We start from the raw sequence: 18,428 nt of genomic DNA, 5'->3' as shown, positions 1-18,428 counted from the left end.
TTTGGCCCACCATTTTCAGTTAGTTGGCTTGGGAGCGGCCTTGGGCGCAGCGAAGGCTGCCAGAACGGCGCGCAGTTCAGCCACGCCTTCCCCCTTGCGTGAACTGGTAGGGATGGCGCGCGGGTAAGCGGCAGCATGTTTGCCCAGCTCCCGTTCCACTTCCGCCTGGCGCGCCGCCAACTGGGGTGGGGAGAGTTCATCGCATTTGGTCAGCACCACTTGGTAGACCACGGCTGCGCGGTCCAGCATCTCGCAGGCTTCTTTGTCGTTCTGCTTCATGCCAACGCGCGCATCTACCAAAAGCACCACACGCTCCAAGCTGGTACGAGCGCGCAAATAGGTGAACATGGTTTTCTGCCAGTCCTCCTTCACGCTTTTGGAGGCCTTGGCATAGCCATAGCCTGGCATGTCCACCAAGGCCAGGCGATTATCGAGGTTGAAGAAGTTAAGCTGCTTCGTGCGCCCCGGCTCTGAGGAAGCGCGCGCCAGCGCCTTACGCCCTGTCAAAGCGTTCAGCAAGCTGGATTTGCCCACGTTGGAACGCCCCGCAAAGGCGACTTCTGGCAGGTTGGCCTCTGGCAGGTGCTCCAGCACCTGGGCGCCATGGTAGAAGTCGCAGGGGCAGGCAAATAGTTTGCGGCCAGCCTCCAGCTCGTTTTCAGTGGGGGCGCGGGGCATTTCCTTGCGCAGTTCAGCGCCTTCAGGCTGGTTTTCGGCAGGTGTGGGGGTGGTCATGGCGGGGTGTTCCTCAAGGGGGGGGCTGGTCAGCCCTTTTCAGGTTCAGGCGGCAATGCCTTAGGCAGCTTGGCGTGGCGTTCAATCACGTATTGCTGCATGAAGGTCAGGATGTTGTTCCAGGTGTAGTAAACCAAAAGGCTGGCTGGAAAGCTTGTCATGATGAACACATAGACCAGCGGCATGAAACGCATGACCTTCTGCTGGCTGGGGTCCATGACCATTTGGGTTTGACGCTGCAAAAGCCAGAAGGTCAGCCCAAGCGCCGCCCCCCACAAGCTGACATGCAGGAACGTGGCGTAGTGTGCTGGGTTGAAAGGTAGCAGCCCAAACAGGTTCAGCGCGTTGGTGGGGTCAGGCTCGGAAAGGTCGTGGATCCAGCCAAAGAACGGCGCTTGGCGCGCGTCTATGCTGATGTTGAGGACCTTGTAAAGGCAGAAGAAGATCGGCGCCTGGATGAGGACCGGCAGGCAGCCACCGGCTGGATTGACTTTCTCCTCCCGGTAGAGGGCCATCATCTGCATTTGGGCGGCAGCCGGGTCGTCCTTGTTGCGCTCCTTGATGGCCTTGATGCGTGGCGCCAGCAAGCGCATACGCCCTGCGGAGACGGCGGCCTTGTAGGCCAGCGGGAACAGAATGAGCTTGACGACCAGCGTCATGGCCATCAGGGCCAGGCCGAAATTGCCAATCACGCTGTAAAGCCAGTGCAGGAGCCAGAAAATCGGTTTGGTCAGGTAGCTGAACCATCCGAAGTCAATGGCCTTCTCAAAACCTGGGACCTGAAGCTGCTTGCTGTAGCCATTCAGGATTGAGGCCACCTTGGCCCCTGCAAACACGTGGCTGTCAGCGCCCAGCGTGGCGCCAGGGGCGATCTCCATGATGTCGTGCCCGGCCATAGTGGCAAGGTAGGCCCCAGGCGGCATCACGTAGCCATAGCTGGCAGTGACCAAGCTTTGCGCTGGGGCGGCAACCGCCGTCAGCCAGTATTTGTCCGTAATGCCCACCCAGCCGCCATGGCCTGTAGCTTCCCAGGCGATGTGGGCGGGGTTGTCAGAGTTTTTGCGCAGCTTTTTGTAGCCGGCGTCCTCCAAATGGCCGTTCATCACCCCGATGGGGCCTTCATAGGCCGTCATGGAGCCTGTGTCAGCGGGCAGGTAGTCACGCTCCACACGTTGGAAGGGACGCACGTAAAGGGGAGCGCTGGTTGTAGCGTTGTCAACGGATTGGCGCACGCTGAACATGTACTGCTTGTCCAGCGCCAGATGGATGTGGAACGTAGCGCCACGCCCATTGTCCCAGGAAAGCGTGACAGGATGTTCGGGCGTCAGCACCTGGCCTGGGGCGCCTTCAACTTGCCAGCGACTTTCAGGGCCTGGCAGCTCGTGGCTGTGGCCTGGCATACCGTCCCAACCCAGGACCACATAGTTGGGATGGGGGGTGCCAGCTGGGCGCAGCAAGCGCACCAGGGGGCTTTGGGGGGAGGTGGTCTGACGGTAGTGCGTCAGGGTGAGGTCATCAAGGCGCGCCCCCACCAGGTTGAAGGTACCTTTGACGTCTGGCCCTTCAAAAGGCAGGCGCTGGGCCAGGGTGGCTTTCACCACGTCAGCTGCGGGGCGCACAAGAGCGGGTGTGCTGGCGGCCACGTTGGTGAGGGCTGGCGCAGGCGCGCCAGGGTGCTGGGCAAGCTGGCCAGCTGGCTGCGCTGGGGGCTGTGCAGGCTGCTTGGGGGCGTAGAAATACTGGAACCCCAGCAAAATCCCCGCTGAAAGCAAGGTCGCCAGAATAAAACGTGAAGTGTTGCTATTGTTATCCATCAGCCAGCTGTGTGCTTTCTCCATACATGCCCTGGTGTGCGCCGAGCCTGCTGGGCAAAGCGCTTTGCCTTCATCGGCCAAGGGCACGGGGACAGTGAAGGAAAATCATTTCTGAAACAATCCCCGCCCCCACGCAGGGGGGTGGTTCACGGTTCATCCACCCCACCTGGATGGAGGGGGTGGCAACGCAGCAAGCGCCCAGCTGTGAGCCACAGCCCGCGCACGACGCCATGGCGCTTGAGAGCGAGAAGGGCATAGGCACTGCAAGTGGGGTGGAAGCGGCAGCGTGGCCCCAAAAGGGGGCTGATGGCCACTCGGTAGGCGTGAATGGGCAGGCTTGCTAGCCACAACCCCCAGGTCTTCAACATGGCCAACCCCACCTTAACACTAGGCAGTTAGGGCCTGTTGAAAGCCTGCAGCGCCTTGCCCACGTCATCCACCAACGCTTGAAATGGCCTTGAGCGTGTGCCAGCGCGCCCAATCAGCACCAGCGCCCCTTCAGGAAGTGCCCCGCCCCTGGCCTGGCTTGCTTGTTGGACTGCTGCGCGCAGGCGCCTTTTGGTGCGGTTGCGGACAACAGCGTTGCCGACCTTTTTCGTCACTGTGTAGCCCACTTTAAGCCCTGGCTGGGTGGCTTTGCCTACCTCACCACCTTCATCGCTTGCAGGCACCAGCTGCGCCACCAGCCCTGGGCGGACAACTTTCCGCCCACGCGCTGCAGCCAGGAATTCCGGCCGCTTTTTCATAACGCAAATCGTGGTGCACTTAGGCTGTGCCATAGTGGGCTGGCCTTCCAGGTAGGGGTAGTGGTGGCAGGGGGCCTGCAAAAGCCAAAGTGCTGAGGAGACACAATGCAAAAAGGCGCCCTCATGCGCAGGCGCCCTTTATGCTGGTAAACGTCTTGACAGCTTGTCCCAGCCTGCCGCCTTAGGCCTGCAGGCTGCGCTGGGCACAATCAGGCTGAAAGGCGCTTGCGGCCTTTGCGGCGGCGGTTATTGATGACGCGGCGGCCGCCAACAGTGGCCATGCGTGAACGGAAACCGTGGCGGCGCTTGCGGACAAGACGGGACGGCTGGAAAGTGCGCTTCATGAAATTGGGCCTCTCGAAAATGACTATCCGGTTCGCGCACCCCATGGTGGCGCCCAACGGTGTTGCCAGCCTCTGCTGGCCTGACCCGTTGGGGCAGGTGGCTGGCCCATCAGGCGTTTCTCAGGCAGCAGCACGACACGACCGGTCATCCAATGCCGCGCTTGTAGGAAGCCAGGCCGTTCCTGTCAACGGTTGGTGGGGTGGGGGGCGCTTAAAGCCCGTTTTCAATCAGCTCAATCTTATAGCCGTCAGGGTCCGCCAGGAAGGCGATGACAGTGGTGCCGAACTTGACCGGGCCAGGGGCGCGCACCACTTTGCCGCCTGTTTCGCCCTCATGGGCGCTGACGCGTTCAGCCACAGCGGTGATATCAGCCATGCCAAGCGCCAAATGACCAAAGCCGTCACCCAGCGTGTAGGGGGTTTTCTGGTCCCAGTTCCAGGTTAGCTCGATTTCAGCCTGCCCGCTGGCGTTGCCCTGGCCAAAGGCCATGTAAACCAACGTGTAGCGTCCGTCAGGCACTTCGCGGCGCCTAACCTCGTTCATGCCCAGCAGCGTGTAAAAACGCACGCTGCGCTCTAAATCAAAAACCCTGATCATGGTGTGAATGTAGGATGGTGGCTTCAGTGCGCTCATGGAATGTTGCCTTTGCTGCAAGGTGGGAGGGAGCAGGTTACACCCAAGGGGCACTGGGCCCAAAGGGACGGTTCAGCCCAGCTTTTCCATAGCCTGCCATTTTTTATTGCCAGCTTTCACAGTCACCTTCACAACTGAAGGCCATAAAGGAAAAGCCCAAGCCTGTCAGCCAGGGCGCTGGTTTCGTCTGGAGCGATGAGCAACGTGCTGCCAGCCTCATACCCCACGCCAGCCAAGCCGGCCTTGGCGGCCCCCCTGATGGTCTCTGGTCCCAGGGCTGGCATGTCCACGCGGATGTCCTGACCATGTTTGGCGCTTTTGTACAAAAGCCCAGCCCGTTCGCCTTCCACCCCACCTGCCAGCGCCACCAAGCCTTGGCAGCGCGCCAACATGGCGTCAGTGCCTTCCAAGGCCTCCACAGCCAAAACCTGACCTTTTCTGACCACGCACCCTTGCCCGATGTCCTCTGCTGCTAAGGCACGGTTAATGCGCGCCGCCTGACGCATGTCGGCCATGGCCTGCTGGTCTGGGCTGTGGCGCCCTTGCTGGCCAGGGTCGCCCACATGGCTGGCCAGGAATTCATGGGCGCCACGCACCCAAAACCCCTCCCCCTCTAACAGCTTCACCACAGCGCGCAGTAGGTGGTCATCCCCGCCCCAAATGGCTTTCCCCAACCGCGCCAGCATCAGGGCGCCTGTGGCGTCTGGGCGCATGGCGCGCCAGTGCGGGCGCTTGATGGGGCCAATCAGAACCACATCACGGCAATGGTGTTGGCGCAAGGCCGCTAGCAGAGCGCCAACCGCCCCCAGCCGCACAGTGCAGTGGGGATAGGGGGCCAGCAGCCTTTCATCAGCGAAGCCTTCCAGCGCCACAACGAACACAGCCACCCCTTGGCGCTGAAGCTGGCCGGCCAGCTCAGAAGGCAAAGGCCCAGCACCTGCTACAATACCTATGGCCCTGGGAGGGGTGCTAGAAGGGAGGGCGCTTTCAGCCCTCATCACAGAGGCGGTCAGGGCTGGTCAGGCCACGCTTGCTTGGAGCCTCCATAAAGTCCAGCATTTCAGCGATGCGGGGGTGGTGGCCGTAAGCGGCGCGCACAGCTGGCAAGCGTTCGCGCAGAACGGGCCCAGCGCCTTTGTTCCCAACTTTGGTAGGGCGCGGGTAAAGCGCACGGAAAGCGCGCCGCATCAAACGCACTTCCTCGTCAGGCACGCCAGCGCGCTTCAGCCCCACCCAGTTCAACCCAGCCAGGCGCGCCCTGTTGCCAAGAACGCTGCCATAAGGGATGACGTCACGCTCCACGCCGCACAACCCCCCTACAACGGCGCCAGCGCCCACACGCACAAACTGGTGAAGGGCAGCTGACCCCATGATGCGGGCGCCATCGCCAATCACCACATGGCCGCCCATCACCACATTGTTGACGATGATGACGCCATCGCCCAAGCGGCAGTCATGGGCCACATGGGCATGAACCATCAGCAGGCAGTCCGCCCCCACATGGGTGCCACCACCAGGGCCCGTGCCACGGTGAATGGTGACGCCTTCGCGCAGCACTGTGCGCGCGCCCACCACGCAGCTTGTGGGTTCGTCAGCGTATTTGAGGTCCTGGGGGGGCAACCCAATGGTGCAAAAGGGGTAGACCTCCACACCATCCTCCAAAATGGTGTGGCCTTCCACCACCACAGCGCTGTGCAGCCGCACCCCAGCGCCCAAGCGCACATAAGGACCCACAACGCACCACGGCCCCACGGTAACGCCAGCGCCCAGAACGGCACCAGGCGCCACCTGGGCTGTGGGGTGGATTGCAGCGCCAGCCGCAGCAGCTGCGTGTGCCTTCATGGCTCAGCCCATGATCATGGCGCTGAAGGTAGCCTGCGCCACCACAACATCGCCCACTTTGGCGGTACCGTGAAAACGCCAAACATTGGCGCGCTGGCGCTCTTTCTCCACATGCAGTTCAAGGACATCGCCAGGGCCGACCGGGCGGCGGAACTTGGCGTTCTCAATGGTCATGAAATAGACCAACTTGCCGTCAAAGACGTCACCAAGAGTCAGCACCACCAAGGTGGCCGCCGTCTGGGCCATGGCTTCGATGATGAGCACGCCTGGCATGACAGGTTTGGCGGGGAAGTGACCTTGGAAGTAAGGCTCGTTGAACGTAACGTTCTTGATGCCGACTGCCGATTCACCTGCAACGATGTTCTCCATGCGGTCAATCAGCAGGAAAGGGTAGCGGTGCGGAATGGCCTGCATGATGCGCGTGATGTCGGCGCTTGCGGGGACTTCGTGGGTTTTTTCAGCTTCTGCGCTCACGCGTTCGCTCCCTGTGCTGTGTGATGGCCTGTCAGGGGGCATGACAGGCCTGCCCTGGACCGTTTTCTGTTCTCTCACCATGGGCTTTACCATCCAGGGCAGCGCTTGGCCATCAACCAGCTTTGCAAAGCTGCTTTTCCCCCGCCCCCTTGGGAAGGGGCCTTTCAGGAACTGTGGCGTGGCTTGCGCGCCAAGCGCCGCAGGAAGGCGACATTGCGGAAAAACTCCCAAAAAGGCATGGCCGGGCTGCCGATGACGTCAGCGCCTGGCGGCACATCATCCATGACGCCACATTGCGCCCCCACACGCGCGCCCTTACCAATGGTGATGTGCCCCACCAGGCCAGCCTGCGCAGCCAGCGTCACGTGGTCTTCCAGCGTGGTGGATCCTGAAACCCCAGCCTGCGCCACGATGACACACCCACGGCCTGTTTGGACATTGTGGCCTATCTGCACAAGGTTATCGATGCGCGTGCCAGCGCCAATCACGGTGTCACGCGCTGAACCACGGTCAATGGTGGTGTTGGCGCCCACTTGCACCCCATCTTCCAGGATGACGCGTCCCAGCTGGGGCACATCCTCGAAACCATCAGGGCCTGGGGTGAAGCCAAAACCATCCTGCCCAATGCGTGCGCCTGGGAACACGCGCACCTTGTCGCCCAAAAGCGCATGGGAGAGGCTGGCGCCAGACCCAATGCGGCAGCCAGCGCCCATAACCACATGCGCTGCAATGTGGGCGTGGGCCTCCACCACGCAACCTGGGCCTAGAACAACCTCTTCCTCCACAACAGCCAAGGGGCCGATGGTGCACCCAGCACCCAGCTTAGCGCTGGGCGCCACAACCGCTGTGGGGTGGATGGTGCCGCTAGGCGCCTTTTCAGGATGGAACAGGCGCGCCACGCGCGCCCAGGCCAGGTAAGGTTGGTTTGTAGGCAGCCCTAGGCAGCCAGCTGGCACGTCAGCATTGAAAGCAGGCAAGGTGATGACGGCGCTGGCCTTGGTACTGCGCAGGGCGGGCGCGTAATGGCGGTTGGCCAGGAAGCTGACCTCCCCAGGGACTGCGCTACCAAGGGGGGCCACCCCTGTGATGATGGTGCCAGCGCTGCCAGGGGGCAGCGTCACGCCTGCGCCCGCCGCTTCAACCACCTGCGCCAGCGTGAAGGGGCCAGCGCTAGCGAAAAAGCGCCCGTCACCAGCCTGCGCGCGCCCTGCGGCGGTAGTTGCGGTCATTTTTTGGCTGGCTTGGCCGGGTGGTTCTGCTGGGTGCCTGGGGGCATGGGGCGCGCCTCCTCATCAGCTGTTGTGGGCACTTTGCCAGAACGGGCGAGCGCTTCAGGGTCGACCCCTTCAGCGGGGATGGCCACGTGCGGCATAACTTGGTTAAGGTGGTTGGCCACCTCCTGCGTGATGTCCTGGCCAGCAACGTGCAGCACCACCTGTTCAGCATGGAAAACCAGGTTCATGCTATGGGCGGCGGAAACGCGGGCGATGATGCCGTTTGGCTCCTCAAGGACGCGTTCAATCTGGTGGAAGGCCACCTGGTAAGCTTCCTGGATGATGCGGGCCTGGTTGCCGAAATCGCGCTGGTCACGGGCGCGGCGTTCCTGCAGGTGGCGTTCGCGCAGCTGGATCTGGTCTGCTGTCAGGGAACGGGCCTGCATTTGCAGTTTGCGTTGCTCAGCGCGCCAAGCACCCTCCTCCTTGTGGACAGCCTGGGCCAGCTTGTCGCGCCGCGCCCCCAGCACTTGCTGGATTTCCTGCGCCGCTGAGGAAAGCTGCATGACCCCCTGAATGCTGATGATGCCAATAACCGCTGTGGGCGGCGGCGCCTCCTTGGGGATGGCCGCCACGGTGGGAACAGGCGGCAGCGGCAGCAAAGGTGGCGCCTGCGGGCCCATTTCCTCAGGGGAGGGGCCATCGTCCTCCTCAGCTGCAACTGGCACGGGGACAGCGCGACGGCGCGGCGCTGGGCGGGGGCGGGGTTGCGGCTGGGGGGCTGGGGCCTCGGCTTTAGGGGTGAACCATTTCTGCCCAGAGGCTGCGTCAGCGGCCTGCGCGCCGTTTCCAAGCGGCACCACAGCCATGGCCAGCGTGAGCGCTGTGGCGGCCTTCAGGAAAAAGGGCTTGGGATGGCTTCTCATGACGTTCTCCGGCGCAAAGTGCAACATGGCCCGGCGTGGCCTGGCAGGGGCGGGGCTGGGTAAGCTCAACAGTGGGGCGCCCTACCCGTCCTGCGGTCGTGGCGCTGAAGGGCCAGACCACCGTTCCTGGACCCATCGTTACGCCATAAGGGGGCATCCTGCCACCCCCACAGCTTGGCGCTGGCCTTTAGAATTGCTGACCAAAACCAAAGCGGATGGGGTAGGTCTTGTCGCCACGCTCCTTGCGGATGGGAACGGCGCCATCGATGTTGACAAGCCCAAAGGGGCTTTTCCAGGAAATGCCCAGGCCCCCTGAGACGCGCGGCAAGGCGCTGTCACCCGTGATGGGGGTAGCCGCCCCCCCGTTGGAAAGCCAGGAGGCGCCCTTGTGCAAGTTGTGCTTGTAAGGAACGCGCACGCCAAACAAGCTGCCTGCGTCAATAAAGGCACGGCCGGAAATGCCCAGCGCCTCCCCCATAGGCAGGGGGTAATCAAGCTGCGCGGAAGCTGTGTACATGAAGTTGCCGCCGATGAAGTCGTCCTGGCCTTCCCAGGGGCAGTAGCCATTGAAGCCGCCACGCTTAGATTCCCCTGGCCCCAGGCCGCCATTGTTGCCTGGCTTGCACTTCACATGGCCTGAACGCGGCCCAACGCCACCTTGCATGAAGCCGCGCAGGTTGGCGCCGCCCAGGTAGAAGTTGTCGATGATGTTGACGTTGCCGCCCTTGCTCCAATTGCCCATGTAGCCAACGCCACCTTTGAGGCGGAACGTCCACAGATTGTTGCCCGTCAGGTCGTCAAGGGGAATGTAGTAGGCGCCGTTGAACTTGCCGCGGAGGTACTGCTCATCACCGCCAATGCCGGCAAAGTCGCCGCCGGCATTCAGGATGAAGCCGGAATGGGGCCGCACGCGGTTGTCGCGCCTGTCATAGGTGAAGTTGGTGCTGAGCTGCGAAAGCAGCGTCCAGCCTGTTGAGTTTTGCACGAACACCGAGGAGGCATCCTCCTGGTAGTAAGGGTAGCAACGCCCAGGCAGGTAGCTTTTGCACGGCATGGAGTTGCCGACCTGGCGATCCACCAGGGTGTAGGTCCATTCCTGCGAAAGGTAGCGGTTGAAGGAGTAGCCAGCGCGCAAGTCGCCGCCATACTGCCCTTCGTTGTACTTCTGGTAGGTCTGGTAGTTGTTCTGCGTGAAGTAGAAGTCAGCCCCGGCCACCAGGTTGCGGTTCATGAAGTAAGGGTCTGTGAAGGTCAGGTCAGCCTGCTTTTCGTAATAAGCGATGGTGCCTGAGAAGCCCGCGTCAATGCCTGTGCCCAGCAGGTTGTGCTGCTTAAGAGCCAGATTGCCCAGCACGCCAACGTCCGTTGAGTAGCCGCCACCCAGGGAGAACTCGCCGGTGGGCTTCTCCACCACGCTGGCCACCAGGTTGACCTTATCAGGCGCTGAGCCTTCCGATTGCTCCACAGAGGCGTTCTTGAAATAGCCCATGTCCATGATGGCCATTTTCATGTATTTGCGCGCGGCCGGCGTGTAAGCGTCCCCCTCAGCTACGGGCAGGTCGCGCCTGATGACGCCATCGCGGGTGATGGTGTTGCCATTGATGTCGATGCGCTCCACGTAGGCGCGCGGCATCTCGCCGATATCGAACAAAAGGTCGATGCGGCGCTTTTCAGGGTTGCGGGCAATATCGGTGCGCACCACAGCGAAGGGGTGGCCGTGGTCCTGCAGCCAGTCCTGCATGTTCTCGGCATTGTCCTGGATGGCCGTGCCGTCATAAATTTGGTGAAGGTAGACCTGCACCAGTGGCTTCATCATCTTGGGGGTGACGCCCTTGATGTTGGAGCGGATGCTGATTTTGTCCAAATTGTAGCGCGGCCCTTCATGGAGGGTGTAGGTGATCATGAAGGTTTTGTGGTCAGGCGACATTTCGCCTGTGGCGTTGACGATCTTGAAGTCCACGAAGCCAGTGTGGAGGTAATGCCGCTTGAGGAGCTCCATATCGTAGCGCACGCGGCCGGGGTTGTATTCGTCAGCGTTGGAGAGGAAACGGTACCAGGCCGATTCCTTGGAGGAGATGACAGCGGCCAGGTCACCTTCCGAATAGTACTTGTTACCCACGAAAACGATTTTGCGCACCATTGAGATGGGCGATTCGTTGATGTTGAACACAACGTCAACGCGGTTGTGCGAAAGCTTGATGATTTGTGGCGTCACCGTGGTGCCGAAGCGCGATTTGGAAGCGTAGAAGTTCAGGATCTTCTGCCTGTCCACAGCCACCTGCTGGGGGGAAAACACGGCGCGGGCGCGCAAGGCGATCTCACGCAGGAGTTCATTGTCCTTCACCGCCATGTTGCCCTCGAACACGATGCGGTTGACGATGGGGTTCTCAATCACCTTGACCACCAAGGTGTTGCCCTCCCGCTTCATGAGGACGTCTTTGAATAACCCCGTGGCGTAAAGCGTCTTGAGGGAGCGGCTGATGGCATCGCGGCTGAAGGTGTCGCCTGGTTGCACCGTCATATAGGAAAGGACGGTGCTATTCTCAATGCGGTTGTTGCCCTCGATAATGATGGCTGAGATGAGGTTGCCGAAGGCACGTGGCGCGCTGGGGGCGCCAGCGCTGACAACATGCATGGCCGGGTGGTGGCTGCGGCGTGGCGCGGCGTGGGCTTGCGCAGCCCCCATGGCTGTGACGAACGCTGAAAGCGCCAAGCACCCAGCGGCCCTGCTTAGGGCCAGCCCCCTGGGGCGTTGGGTGGTGTGGCCGTTCAGGCCCGTGAAAGGAATTTTTTTCAGGCGCATGGCTGCCAAGGCAGATTTTCCCGTCCAGATTGCCACAGCCGGGCAGCGGGGTTGGTCAGATGAGGCAAGGGAACAGCCCCCCGTTTCATCAAGCACTAACTGATTAACCTGTTCTGGCGCAAGGATGAAGCGCCCCCCACCCCGCCATGGCGCGCCAGGGGACAGCTTCCCAGCGCGTTAGGCAGGGCTTGAGGGGTGGGTGAAGAAATGCGCCACCCAATGAAACAGCCCCATAAAGTGCAGGTCATTGTAAGTGGTGAACAGGTAGAGCGCCAGCACCAATACCAACCCAACTTGAAAAGCCCTGGCACGCACCGTTGGGTGAACGGGCTTCCGGCGGATGGCCTCAAGGCCGTGAAACACCAGATGGCCGCCATCCAACATGGGGACGGGCAGCAGGTTGAACAGCCCTAGATGGGCAGAAAGCAGCCCCATGAACAGGATAAGGGCAACCATCCCCCCCTCAGCAGCCTGGCCAGACATGTGCATGATGCCAAGTGCACCTGAGAGCTGGTGCGGATCGCGTTGGCCCGTCAGCATCTGCCACAGGACGGCCAGCGTACCGGTGCTGAGGTCCCAGCAATGGCTGACAGCCCTGGGCACAGCCTGCCACCACGGTACAGGCTTGAGGTAGTCCCTGGCGAAGACGATGCCCAGCCGGCCAATTTGCTGCCCATTCACTGTTTCCGTGCCAAGGGTCACAGGCACAGCCATGTTGTGGCCTGCGCGCACCACGTCAAGCGTGACATGCTGCCCAGGCCGCTTGCTGAGAAGGGCCTGTAGGTCTGCGGCCTCCCCAACCTTCTGGCCATCCACAGCCGCGATATGGTCGCCTGCAGCCAGCCCAGCCTGCTTGGCTGCAGACTGGGGCATGATGGTGGCAACGTCCGTGGGCGGATGGTTGCCTGGCATGCAGCCCAGGGCGAACATGAAAGCGAAAATCCCAATGGCCAGGAAGAAATTAAACGCTGGCCCAGCAACCGCCACCAGCGCGCGCGTGCTGACTGGTTCATGGTCGTAAACATAGCCAGCAGGGGGGCATGTGTGAGAGGGCGCGCCCTGCTTATCCTCCCCTGCGTTCCCGCAGGCAGCGCTTGGCGTTTGTGCAGGCGTGGCGGCTTGTGGATGAACTGCGGCTGGGGTGCCATCAGTAGCGCCTACGGCACCTTCCTTGGCTGGCGCACCTTCCTCCAGAGGGGGCGTAGGGGGGGAGGCACCCTCTTCTGGCTCCTCAGGCATCATGCCATGGAAAGCCACATAGCCCCCTAAAGGCAGCATGCCGATCTTCCAAAGCGTTCCCGAACGGTCACGCCATTTCAGCAAGCTTGGCCCGAAACCGATGGAAAAGACCTCCACAGGCACACCACGCAGGCGCGCTGCCAGGAAGTGCCCCAACTCATGGATGAACACCACCAGCCCGAACACCGCCAGCCCAATCAGGATGTCATGGATGCCCATGGGGTTCAGGCGCGCCCTTCAAGCTGGCGCACCACGCCTTCGGCCAGCGTGCGGCCCCTGCTGTCCCAATGCAGCACATCATCGAGGCTCTGGGGGGAGGGGTTGGCTTCCATGGCGTCCAACGCGCCAGCGATGACCTCCCCAATGCCGAGAAAGCGGATGCGTTCCTTCAAAAAGGCCTCCACAGCTACTTCATTGGCAGCGGAAAACACCGTGGGGGCGACCCCGCCAGCCGCCAGGACCTCACGCGCCAAGGCTAAGGGGCGGAAACGGCCCTCATCGGCAGGTTCGAAGTCAAGCTGGCCCACCTTTGCCAAATCAAGCCTGGCGCAGGATGTGGCCATGCGCTCAGGCCAGGCCAGCGCATGGGAAATGGGAATGCGCATATCGGCAGCCCCCATCTGGGCGATGAAGCTGCCGTCCTTGTAGCTGACAAGGCCGTGAACCACGGATTGCGGGTGCACAAGCACGCCAATCTGTTCACCTGTCACGTTGAACAGGCGCGCGGCCTCTATGATCTCCAGCCCCTTGTTGGCCATGGAGGCTGAATCGATGGAGATCTTGGCCCCCATAGACCATGTGGGATGCTTGAGCGCCTGGGCAGGGGTGGCTTGGGCCATCTCCGCCAAGGTGGCGTTGCGGAAGGGGCCACCTGAAGCGGTGAGGATGATTTTCTCCACCTCCTCCATGCGGGCGCCAGCCAGGGACTGGGCAATGGCATTGTGCTCTGAATCAACAGGCAGCAGTTCACAGCCCGCTTCACGCACAACCCGTAGCATAATGTCGCCAGCGCACACCAGGGCTTCCTTGTTGGCCAGGGCCAGGGCTTTGCCGTGGCGTGCGGCCTCCAGCGCAGGCTCCAACCCAGCAGCGCCCGTAATGGCGGCCATGGCCCAGTCCGTTTCCAAGGCTGCGGCTTCCAGAACGGCCTTGCGGCCTGCAGCCACCTTGGTTGGCGTGCCTGCCAGCCTGTCCTTCAATTCATCATAGTGGCGTTCATCGTGCAGCACGGCCCATTCAGCGCCCAGTTCACGTGCCTGCTCCGCTAGGAGAGCGGCGTTGCGCCCCCCCACCAAAGCGCGCACTTGGATCTGGTCCTTGATGTCACGCAGCAGTGAAACCGTTGATGTGCCAATGCTGCCCGTGCTGCCCAGGACGCTGATGCGCCTCTTGGTGTCGCTTGCCATGCGCGTGTGCCTTTGAACCATGTGAACCTAACCTGCCAGCTGGCAGGGCTTGAAAATGCCCTGCGAGAGCTGGTGAACTTGGGGTGAACTAAGAACGATAAAGTGGGCGAGGGCAAGGCAATGCCGCCCCACCTCACAGCCAGAAGGGGAAACGCCCCGTGAAGGCGGCGATGAGCAGGGCCAGCGGTGCCGCAGCTAAAAGGCCGTCAAAACGGTCAAGCGCACCGCCGTGGCCAGGGATAAGGCGCCCCGAATCCTTCACGCCAACGCGCCGCTTGAAGGCGCTTTCAGCCAAGTCCCCCATTTGGGAGGCCACAGCTAAGACAAGCGCCCACAAAGCAGGCAGGAAACCATGGGCGGTGCCGCTGAACCTGGCCACCAGCACGCCAGCCACCATGGCTGCCACCCAGCCCCCCACAGCGCCTGAAACCGTTTTGCCTGGCGAGATGGCTGGCGCAAGCTTGGGACCGCCCACCAGACGGCCGGTCACATAGGCGCCCGTGTCAGCAGCCACCACGACAGCTAGCACGAACAGCACCATCACCAGTCCTTGGGGCATTTCACGCAAAAGCGCCAGGGAACCTGCCCCCAGAAACGCCACGATGGCCGCTGACAGCAGCTTGCGCCCATAGACCATGCTGCAGCAGGCGATGACCAAACCCCAGAAGGGATGGTGGACCTCCGCCAGGAGGACCCCCAACACAACACAGCCCACAAAACCCCACGTGCCGGCATCCTTCATGTTCTGGCCAAGCAGGCTCGCTCCCTCCCAGGCAACGGCCGCCGTGGCTAGAAGCACCAAGGCACCCCAGAAAGGCCCCCCAAGGACGAGTGCCCCTAAAGCCAGCGGCACCAGGACCAGGCTGGACAGAACGCGTGCCGTCAGATCGCGCCAGCGCCCTGGCGCAGAGGGGTCTGGCGCGGGCTGGTTGTGGTATTCAGTCATGGGCAGTGTCCATCAAGAAGGGCGCCCCCCGAAACGTCTTTGCCGGGTTGCGAAATAATGCACCACATGTTCGAAGTCCTGTTCACTGAAATCAGGCCACAGAACGTCCAGGAAAAGCAGCTCAGCATAGGCTGCCTGCCACAGCAGGAAATTGGATAGGCGCTTTTCCCCGCTTGTGCGCACGATAATGTCAGGGTCAGGCAACGCCGCCGTCTGCAGGGATGCTGCCACGGCGCCCTCGTCAATGCTGGCTGGGGCGCAGCGGCCTGCGGCTACTTCCTGGGCCAGGTGGCGGCAGGCGTTAGCGATTTCACTGCGGCTACCATAAGAAAGGGCCAATGTCAGGCACAGCTTGTTATTAAGGGCCGTCCTGCGTTCGGCCGCAGCGATGGTGGCGCCGATTTCGCCGCCAAAGCGTTCAGGCTCCCCAATCACCTTCAGGCGCACGCCCTGTTCAACCAGCTCACCGACTTTCTCGCTCAAATAATAGCTGAGGAGCGCAGTCAGGGCAGCGACCTCCTCAGGCGCCCTGCGCCAATTTTCTGAGGAGAAAGCGTAAAGCGTCAAGTAAGGTACATCATGCTTGATGGCGGCAGCGATACAGCGTTGCACAGCCGCCGCGCCCTGGCGGTGGCCTTCAGCAACGCTTTGGCCGTTCTGGCAGGCCCAACGCGCATTGCCATCCATGATGACAGCCACATGGCGCAGCTTTTTGCCACTGGGGTTGCCCACGCCATTTCCCATGCTGTTACAGGCCCTGCCTGCCAAAGCGGTGGTCAGACCTGCTTGATGTCGCGTTCCTTGTCAGCCAAAGCGTCATCAACGCGCTTGGTGAACTGGTCGGTTAGCTTCTGGATAGCGTCACTCCAGGTTTTTAGCTCATCCTGGCTGATGTCGCCTTTCTTCTCCAGCGCCTTGGCTTGGTCCATGCCGTCACGGCGCACGCCGCGCACGGCAATGCGCGCACCTTCAGCGTAGCGCGCGGCGGCTTTGGCCAATTCAGCGCGGCGTTCCCCCGTCAACTGAGGGATAGGTACACGGATGGTCTGCCCTTCTGTCGCTGGGTTGAGGCCCAGCCCACTATCGCGGATGGCCTTTTCCACAGCGCCGACAACGCTGCGGTCCCACACGGAAACCGTCAACATGCGCGCTTCAGGCACCGCCACCGAACCAACCTGGGCAAGCGGCACCATGGAGCCATAAGCTTCAACACGCACAGGCTCCAGCAAATTGGGGCTGGCACGGCCTGAACGCAGGCCGGAGAAATCCCGTCCAAGGCTTTCAAGCGCGCCTTCCATGCGGCGTTCAAGGTCATTGAGGAGGGTTTTGAGGTCTGTGGTCATGGTGTGGCTGCTCTCTGCTGCAGGGATGTTGAGGCTTGCACGTATCGGGGTCAGCTGGCCGTTTCAGCGCTGCCATCGCTGATGCGCGTGTAGGCGCCCTGGCCCGCCATTACAGCCCCGAAGGAGCCAGGGGCGCGGATGTCAAACACGATGATGGGCAAGTCGTTCTCACGCGCCAAGCTGATGGCGGCGGCGTCCATGACTTTTAAATTGCGCGCCAGGACTTCAGAATAGCCAAGCTGGCTATAGCGGTGCGCTGCAGGGTTCGTGCGCGGGTCGCTGTCATAGACGCCATCAACCTGGGTGCCCTTGAAAAGGGCATCGCAGTCCATTTCATTAGCGCGCAGTGCTGCTGCCGTATCTGTGGTGAAAAAGGGGTTGCCGGTGCCTGCGGCGAAGATCACAACCCGGCCCTTCTCCATATGGCGCACAGCGCGGCGGCGAATGTAGGGCTCGGCGATCTCCGCCATGTCGATGGCCGTCATGACGCGCGTCTCCACCCCTTCGCGCTCAAGGGCGTTCTGCAGCATCAAGGCGTTGATGACGGTGGCCAACATGCCGGCGTAGTCACCCTGGGCCCTGTCCATACCTTTGGCGGCGGCGGCCACGCCGCGGAAAATGTTGCCGCCCCCCACAACCAAGCACACTTCAGTGCCGCGGGCCGCCACATCAGCCACATCGGCAGCCACCTGTTCCACCACCTTGGGCGTGATGCCAAAAGCGCCGTCACCCATCAGGGCCTCACCAGAGACCTTCAGCAGGACCCGCTTGTAAGGCAGCGGCTTCCCTGAACCAGCAGGGACTTCCTGGGGGGCAGTCGGGGTCGCTTCCTGGGTGGTCATGGCAGGCTTCCTTGGCGGGTGGGCACAAACTTCATCTTGAACGCCTGTTTACCGCCCAGGCAGGCGGCGGGCAACCACTTCACGCTTGATGGGGGTCAAGGCCCAAGGCACGCAGGCGCGCGTTCTCCTCATCCCAGCCGGCGCGCTCCTTCACGTTGAGGAACAAATGGCAGGGATGGCCCAGGATCTCCTCAAGCTGGCGGCGCGCCTTCATGCCGATGTCGCGGATGCGCCGCCCCCCATCCCCAATGAGAATGCCTTTATGGCCAGCGCGGGAGACGAAGATCGTCACATCAATGCGGGCGCTGCCGTCTGGGCGCTCCTTGTAGCTCTCCGTCTCAACTGTGGCTTGGTAGGGGATTTCCTCATGGGTTTGCAGGAACACCTGCTCGCGCACCAGCTCAGCGGCCAGAAGCCTGTCAGGCAGGTCGGTCATTTCATCTTCAGGATAGAGCCAGGGACCTTCAGGCATGGCGGCAGCCACATCGTCAAGCAGCTTGTCCACCCCTTCCCCCTTGGCGGCGCTGACCATGAAGGTCTTTTCGGGGTGGAGGATGCCGTCCAGCTCCGCAGTCAGGGGCAGCAGGGCCTCACGGTTGACGATGTCAGTTTTGTTCAATACCAGCCAAACGCGCCGGCCACTTTGGGAGAGCTGCTCGGCGATTTCACGCACATCGTCACTCAACCCGCGCTTGGCGTCCACCATGAACAAGGCCAGGTCAGCATCCTGAACGCCTGTCCAGGCAGCGTTGACCATGGCGCGGTCAAGTTTGCGGCGCGGTTTGAACACGCCTGGCAGGTCGACAAAAACAATCTGCGCCTTGTCGTGAATAACAATGCCAAGAGTGCGAAAACGCGTCGTCTGGGCCTTAGGGCTGACGATGGCCACTTTGGAGCCCGTCATCCGGTTGAGGAGGGTGGACTTGCCCGCATTAGGCGCCCCCACCATGGCAACGAACCCACAACGCGTGCCTGTGCCCTCAGCGCCGCTTGGGCCAGCATTCATGGAAGCGGCCGGGGGGTGGGGGGCTTCTGTGGCAGGGGGCTGGGGGGTGGTTGCAGCTGGCGTGGTCTCTGTCATGGTGGGGGCTTTCAGCTTTCTTTTTCTGTAGGGCGCTCA

General features: G+C 61.9%; 19 protein-coding genes. All 19 read right to left on the bottom strand.

The features are described from left to right. Window positions 1-15: 15 nt before the first annotated feature. The 19 genes from yihA to era all read right to left on the bottom strand — a co-directional run bounded on the left by yihA (window position 16) and on the right by era (window position 18,314). Window positions 16-678, bottom strand: coding sequence for a ribosome biogenesis GTP-binding protein YihA/YsxC (gene yihA / locus E3E12_RS06615; protein WP_141444154.1), 663 nt, complete (start codon window positions 676-678; stop codon window positions 16-18). 86 nt (window positions 679-764) lie between these two features. Next, on the bottom strand, window positions 765-2,549 hold the full coding sequence (gene yidC, locus E3E12_RS06610) for a membrane protein insertase YidC (protein ID WP_141444153.1): 1,785 nt from the start codon (window positions 2,547-2,549) through the stop codon (window positions 765-767). Window positions 2,550-2,695: 146 nt separating this feature from the next. Beyond that, window positions 2,696-2,917 carry a membrane protein insertion efficiency factor YidD gene (gene yidD / locus E3E12_RS06605; RefSeq protein WP_141443600.1) on the bottom strand — a complete coding sequence of 74 codons (222 nt, stop codon included), beginning with the start codon at window positions 2,915-2,917 and terminating at the stop codon, window positions 2,696-2,698. A 27-nt stretch (window positions 2,918-2,944) separates the two neighbouring features. Next, the gene (locus E3E12_RS06600) at window positions 2,945-3,328 is read right to left on the bottom strand and encodes a ribonuclease P protein component (RefSeq protein WP_240810466.1); all 384 of its coding nucleotides are present in this window, start codon (window positions 3,326-3,328) and stop codon (window positions 2,945-2,947) included. Window positions 3,329-3,504: 176 nt separating this feature from the next. Further along, entirely contained in the window at window positions 3,505-3,639 is a 135-nt protein-coding gene (gene rpmH, locus E3E12_RS06595) for a 50S ribosomal protein L34 (protein WP_141443599.1), read from the bottom strand. Between the two features lie 211 nt (window positions 3,640-3,850). After that, window positions 3,851-4,273: a VOC family protein gene (locus E3E12_RS06590; RefSeq protein ID WP_240810465.1), complete on the bottom strand. Its 423-nt coding sequence runs from the start codon at window positions 4,271-4,273 to the stop codon at window positions 3,851-3,853. Between the two features lie 128 nt (window positions 4,274-4,401). Further along, a complete protein-coding gene (locus E3E12_RS06585) occupies window positions 4,402-5,271 on the bottom strand; it encodes an LpxI family protein (RefSeq protein WP_141443598.1) in 870 nt (289 codons plus the stop codon). Next, window positions 5,261-6,115 (bottom strand): acyl-ACP--UDP-N-acetylglucosamine O-acyltransferase, encoded by an 855-nt coding sequence (gene lpxA / locus E3E12_RS06580; protein ID WP_141443597.1) that lies wholly within the window; start codon window positions 6,113-6,115, stop codon window positions 5,261-5,263. Before lpxA ends, E3E12_RS06585 begins: the two co-directional genes overlap by 11 nt. A gap of 3 nt (window positions 6,116-6,118) precedes the next feature. Next, entirely contained in the window at window positions 6,119-6,631 is a 513-nt protein-coding gene (fabZ, locus tag E3E12_RS06575; protein ID WP_141444150.1) for a 3-hydroxyacyl-ACP dehydratase FabZ, read from the bottom strand. A 122-nt stretch (window positions 6,632-6,753) separates the two neighbouring features. Next, window positions 6,754-7,818: a UDP-3-O-(3-hydroxymyristoyl)glucosamine N-acyltransferase gene (gene lpxD / locus E3E12_RS06570; protein WP_141443596.1), complete on the bottom strand. Its 1,065-nt coding sequence runs from the start codon at window positions 7,816-7,818 to the stop codon at window positions 6,754-6,756. Beyond that, window positions 7,815-8,729 (bottom strand): OmpH family outer membrane protein, encoded by a 915-nt coding sequence (locus E3E12_RS06565; protein ID WP_240810464.1) that lies wholly within the window; start codon window positions 8,727-8,729, stop codon window positions 7,815-7,817. The genes lpxD and E3E12_RS06565 overlap by 4 nt, the downstream gene beginning before the upstream one ends. A 187-nt stretch (window positions 8,730-8,916) precedes the next feature. After that, window positions 8,917-11,532 (bottom strand): outer membrane protein assembly factor BamA, encoded by a 2,616-nt coding sequence (bamA, locus tag E3E12_RS06560; protein WP_408869924.1) that lies wholly within the window; start codon window positions 11,530-11,532, stop codon window positions 8,917-8,919. Between the two features lie 177 nt (window positions 11,533-11,709). After that, a complete protein-coding gene (gene rseP / locus E3E12_RS06555; protein WP_141443595.1) occupies window positions 11,710-12,990 on the bottom strand; it encodes an RIP metalloprotease RseP in 1,281 nt (426 codons plus the stop codon). Between the two features lie 5 nt (window positions 12,991-12,995). Beyond that, window positions 12,996-14,177: a 1-deoxy-D-xylulose-5-phosphate reductoisomerase gene (gene dxr, locus E3E12_RS06550; RefSeq protein WP_141443594.1), complete on the bottom strand. Its 1,182-nt coding sequence runs from the start codon at window positions 14,175-14,177 to the stop codon at window positions 12,996-12,998. 133 nt (window positions 14,178-14,310) lie between these two features. Beyond that, the gene (locus E3E12_RS06545; RefSeq protein WP_141443593.1) at window positions 14,311-15,123 is read right to left on the bottom strand and encodes a phosphatidate cytidylyltransferase; all 813 of its coding nucleotides are present in this window, start codon (window positions 15,121-15,123) and stop codon (window positions 14,311-14,313) included. A 12-nt stretch (window positions 15,124-15,135) separates the two neighbouring features. Further along, entirely contained in the window at window positions 15,136-15,867 is a 732-nt protein-coding gene (uppS, locus tag E3E12_RS06540) for a polyprenyl diphosphate synthase (RefSeq protein ID WP_141443592.1), read from the bottom strand. Window positions 15,868-15,899: 32 nt separating this feature from the next. Then, window positions 15,900-16,466, bottom strand: a complete 567-nt coding sequence (gene frr / locus E3E12_RS06535; protein ID WP_141443591.1) for a ribosome recycling factor — start codon at window positions 16,464-16,466, stop codon at window positions 15,900-15,902. A 50-nt stretch (window positions 16,467-16,516) separates the two neighbouring features. Next, complete coding sequence (pyrH, locus tag E3E12_RS06530) at window positions 16,517-17,308, bottom strand: UMP kinase (protein ID WP_141443590.1); 792 nt, start codon at window positions 17,306-17,308, stop codon at window positions 16,517-16,519. 79 nt (window positions 17,309-17,387) lie between these two features. Next, window positions 17,388-18,314 (bottom strand): GTPase Era, encoded by a 927-nt coding sequence (era, locus tag E3E12_RS06525; protein ID WP_141444147.1) that lies wholly within the window; start codon window positions 18,312-18,314, stop codon window positions 17,388-17,390. Between the last annotated feature and the right edge of the window lie 114 nt (window positions 18,315-18,428).

This window comes from Formicincola oecophyllae, assembly GCF_006542395.2.
Taxonomy (GTDB): domain Bacteria; phylum Pseudomonadota; class Alphaproteobacteria; order Acetobacterales; family Acetobacteraceae; genus Formicincola; species Formicincola oecophyllae.
This window is presented reverse-complemented; position numbering and strand designations above follow the sequence as displayed.

Coding starts and splice junctions, on each gene's coding strand:
- E3E12_RS06590 (WP_240810465.1), bottom strand. CDS start 4,273: ATGAGCGCACTGAAGCCACCATCCTACATTCACACCATGATCAGGGTT.
- frr (WP_141443591.1), bottom strand. CDS start 16,466: ATGACCACAGACCTCAAAACCCTCCTCAATGACCTTGAACGCCGCATG.
- rseP (WP_141443595.1), bottom strand. CDS start 12,990: ATGGGCATCCATGACATCCTGATTGGGCTGGCGGTGTTCGGGCTGGTG.
- lpxD (WP_141443596.1), bottom strand. CDS start 7,818: ATGACCGCAACTACCGCCGCAGGGCGCGCGCAGGCTGGTGACGGGCGC.
- yidC (WP_141444153.1), bottom strand. CDS start 2,549: ATGGATAACAATAGCAACACTTCACGTTTTATTCTGGCGACCTTGCTT.
- dxr (WP_141443594.1), bottom strand. CDS start 14,177: ATGGCAAGCGACACCAAGAGGCGCATCAGCGTCCTGGGCAGCACGGGC.
- uppS (WP_141443592.1), bottom strand. CDS start 15,867: ATGGGAAATGGCGTGGGCAACCCCAGTGGCAAAAAGCTGCGCCATGTG.
- lpxA (WP_141443597.1), bottom strand. CDS start 6,115: ATGAAGGCACACGCAGCTGCTGCGGCTGGCGCTGCAATCCACCCCACA.
- fabZ (WP_141444150.1), bottom strand. CDS start 6,631: ATGCCCCCTGACAGGCCATCACACAGCACAGGGAGCGAACGCGTGAGC.
- yihA (WP_141444154.1), bottom strand. CDS start 678: ATGCCCCGCGCCCCCACTGAAAACGAGCTGGAGGCTGGCCGCAAACTA.
- E3E12_RS06600 (WP_240810466.1), bottom strand. CDS start 3,328: ATGGCACAGCCTAAGTGCACCACGATTTGCGTTATGAAAAAGCGGCCG.
- E3E12_RS06545 (WP_141443593.1), bottom strand. CDS start 15,123: ATGACTGAATACCACAACCAGCCCGCGCCAGACCCCTCTGCGCCAGGG.
- bamA (WP_408869924.1), bottom strand. CDS start 11,532: ATGCGCCTGAAAAAAATTCCTTTCACGGGCCTGAACGGCCACACCACC.
- pyrH (WP_141443590.1), bottom strand. CDS start 17,308: ATGACCACCCAGGAAGCGACCCCGACTGCCCCCCAGGAAGTCCCTGCT.
- rpmH (WP_141443599.1), bottom strand. CDS start 3,639: ATGAAGCGCACTTTCCAGCCGTCCCGTCTTGTCCGCAAGCGCCGCCAC.
- E3E12_RS06565 (WP_240810464.1), bottom strand. CDS start 8,729: ATGAGAAGCCATCCCAAGCCCTTTTTCCTGAAGGCCGCCACAGCGCTC.
- E3E12_RS06585 (WP_141443598.1), bottom strand. CDS start 5,271: ATGAGGGCTGAAAGCGCCCTCCCTTCTAGCACCCCTCCCAGGGCCATA.
- yidD (WP_141443600.1), bottom strand. CDS start 2,917: ATGTTGAAGACCTGGGGGTTGTGGCTAGCAAGCCTGCCCATTCACGCC.
- era (WP_141444147.1), bottom strand. CDS start 18,314: ATGAATGCTGGCCCAAGCGGCGCTGAGGGCACAGGCACGCGTTGTGGG.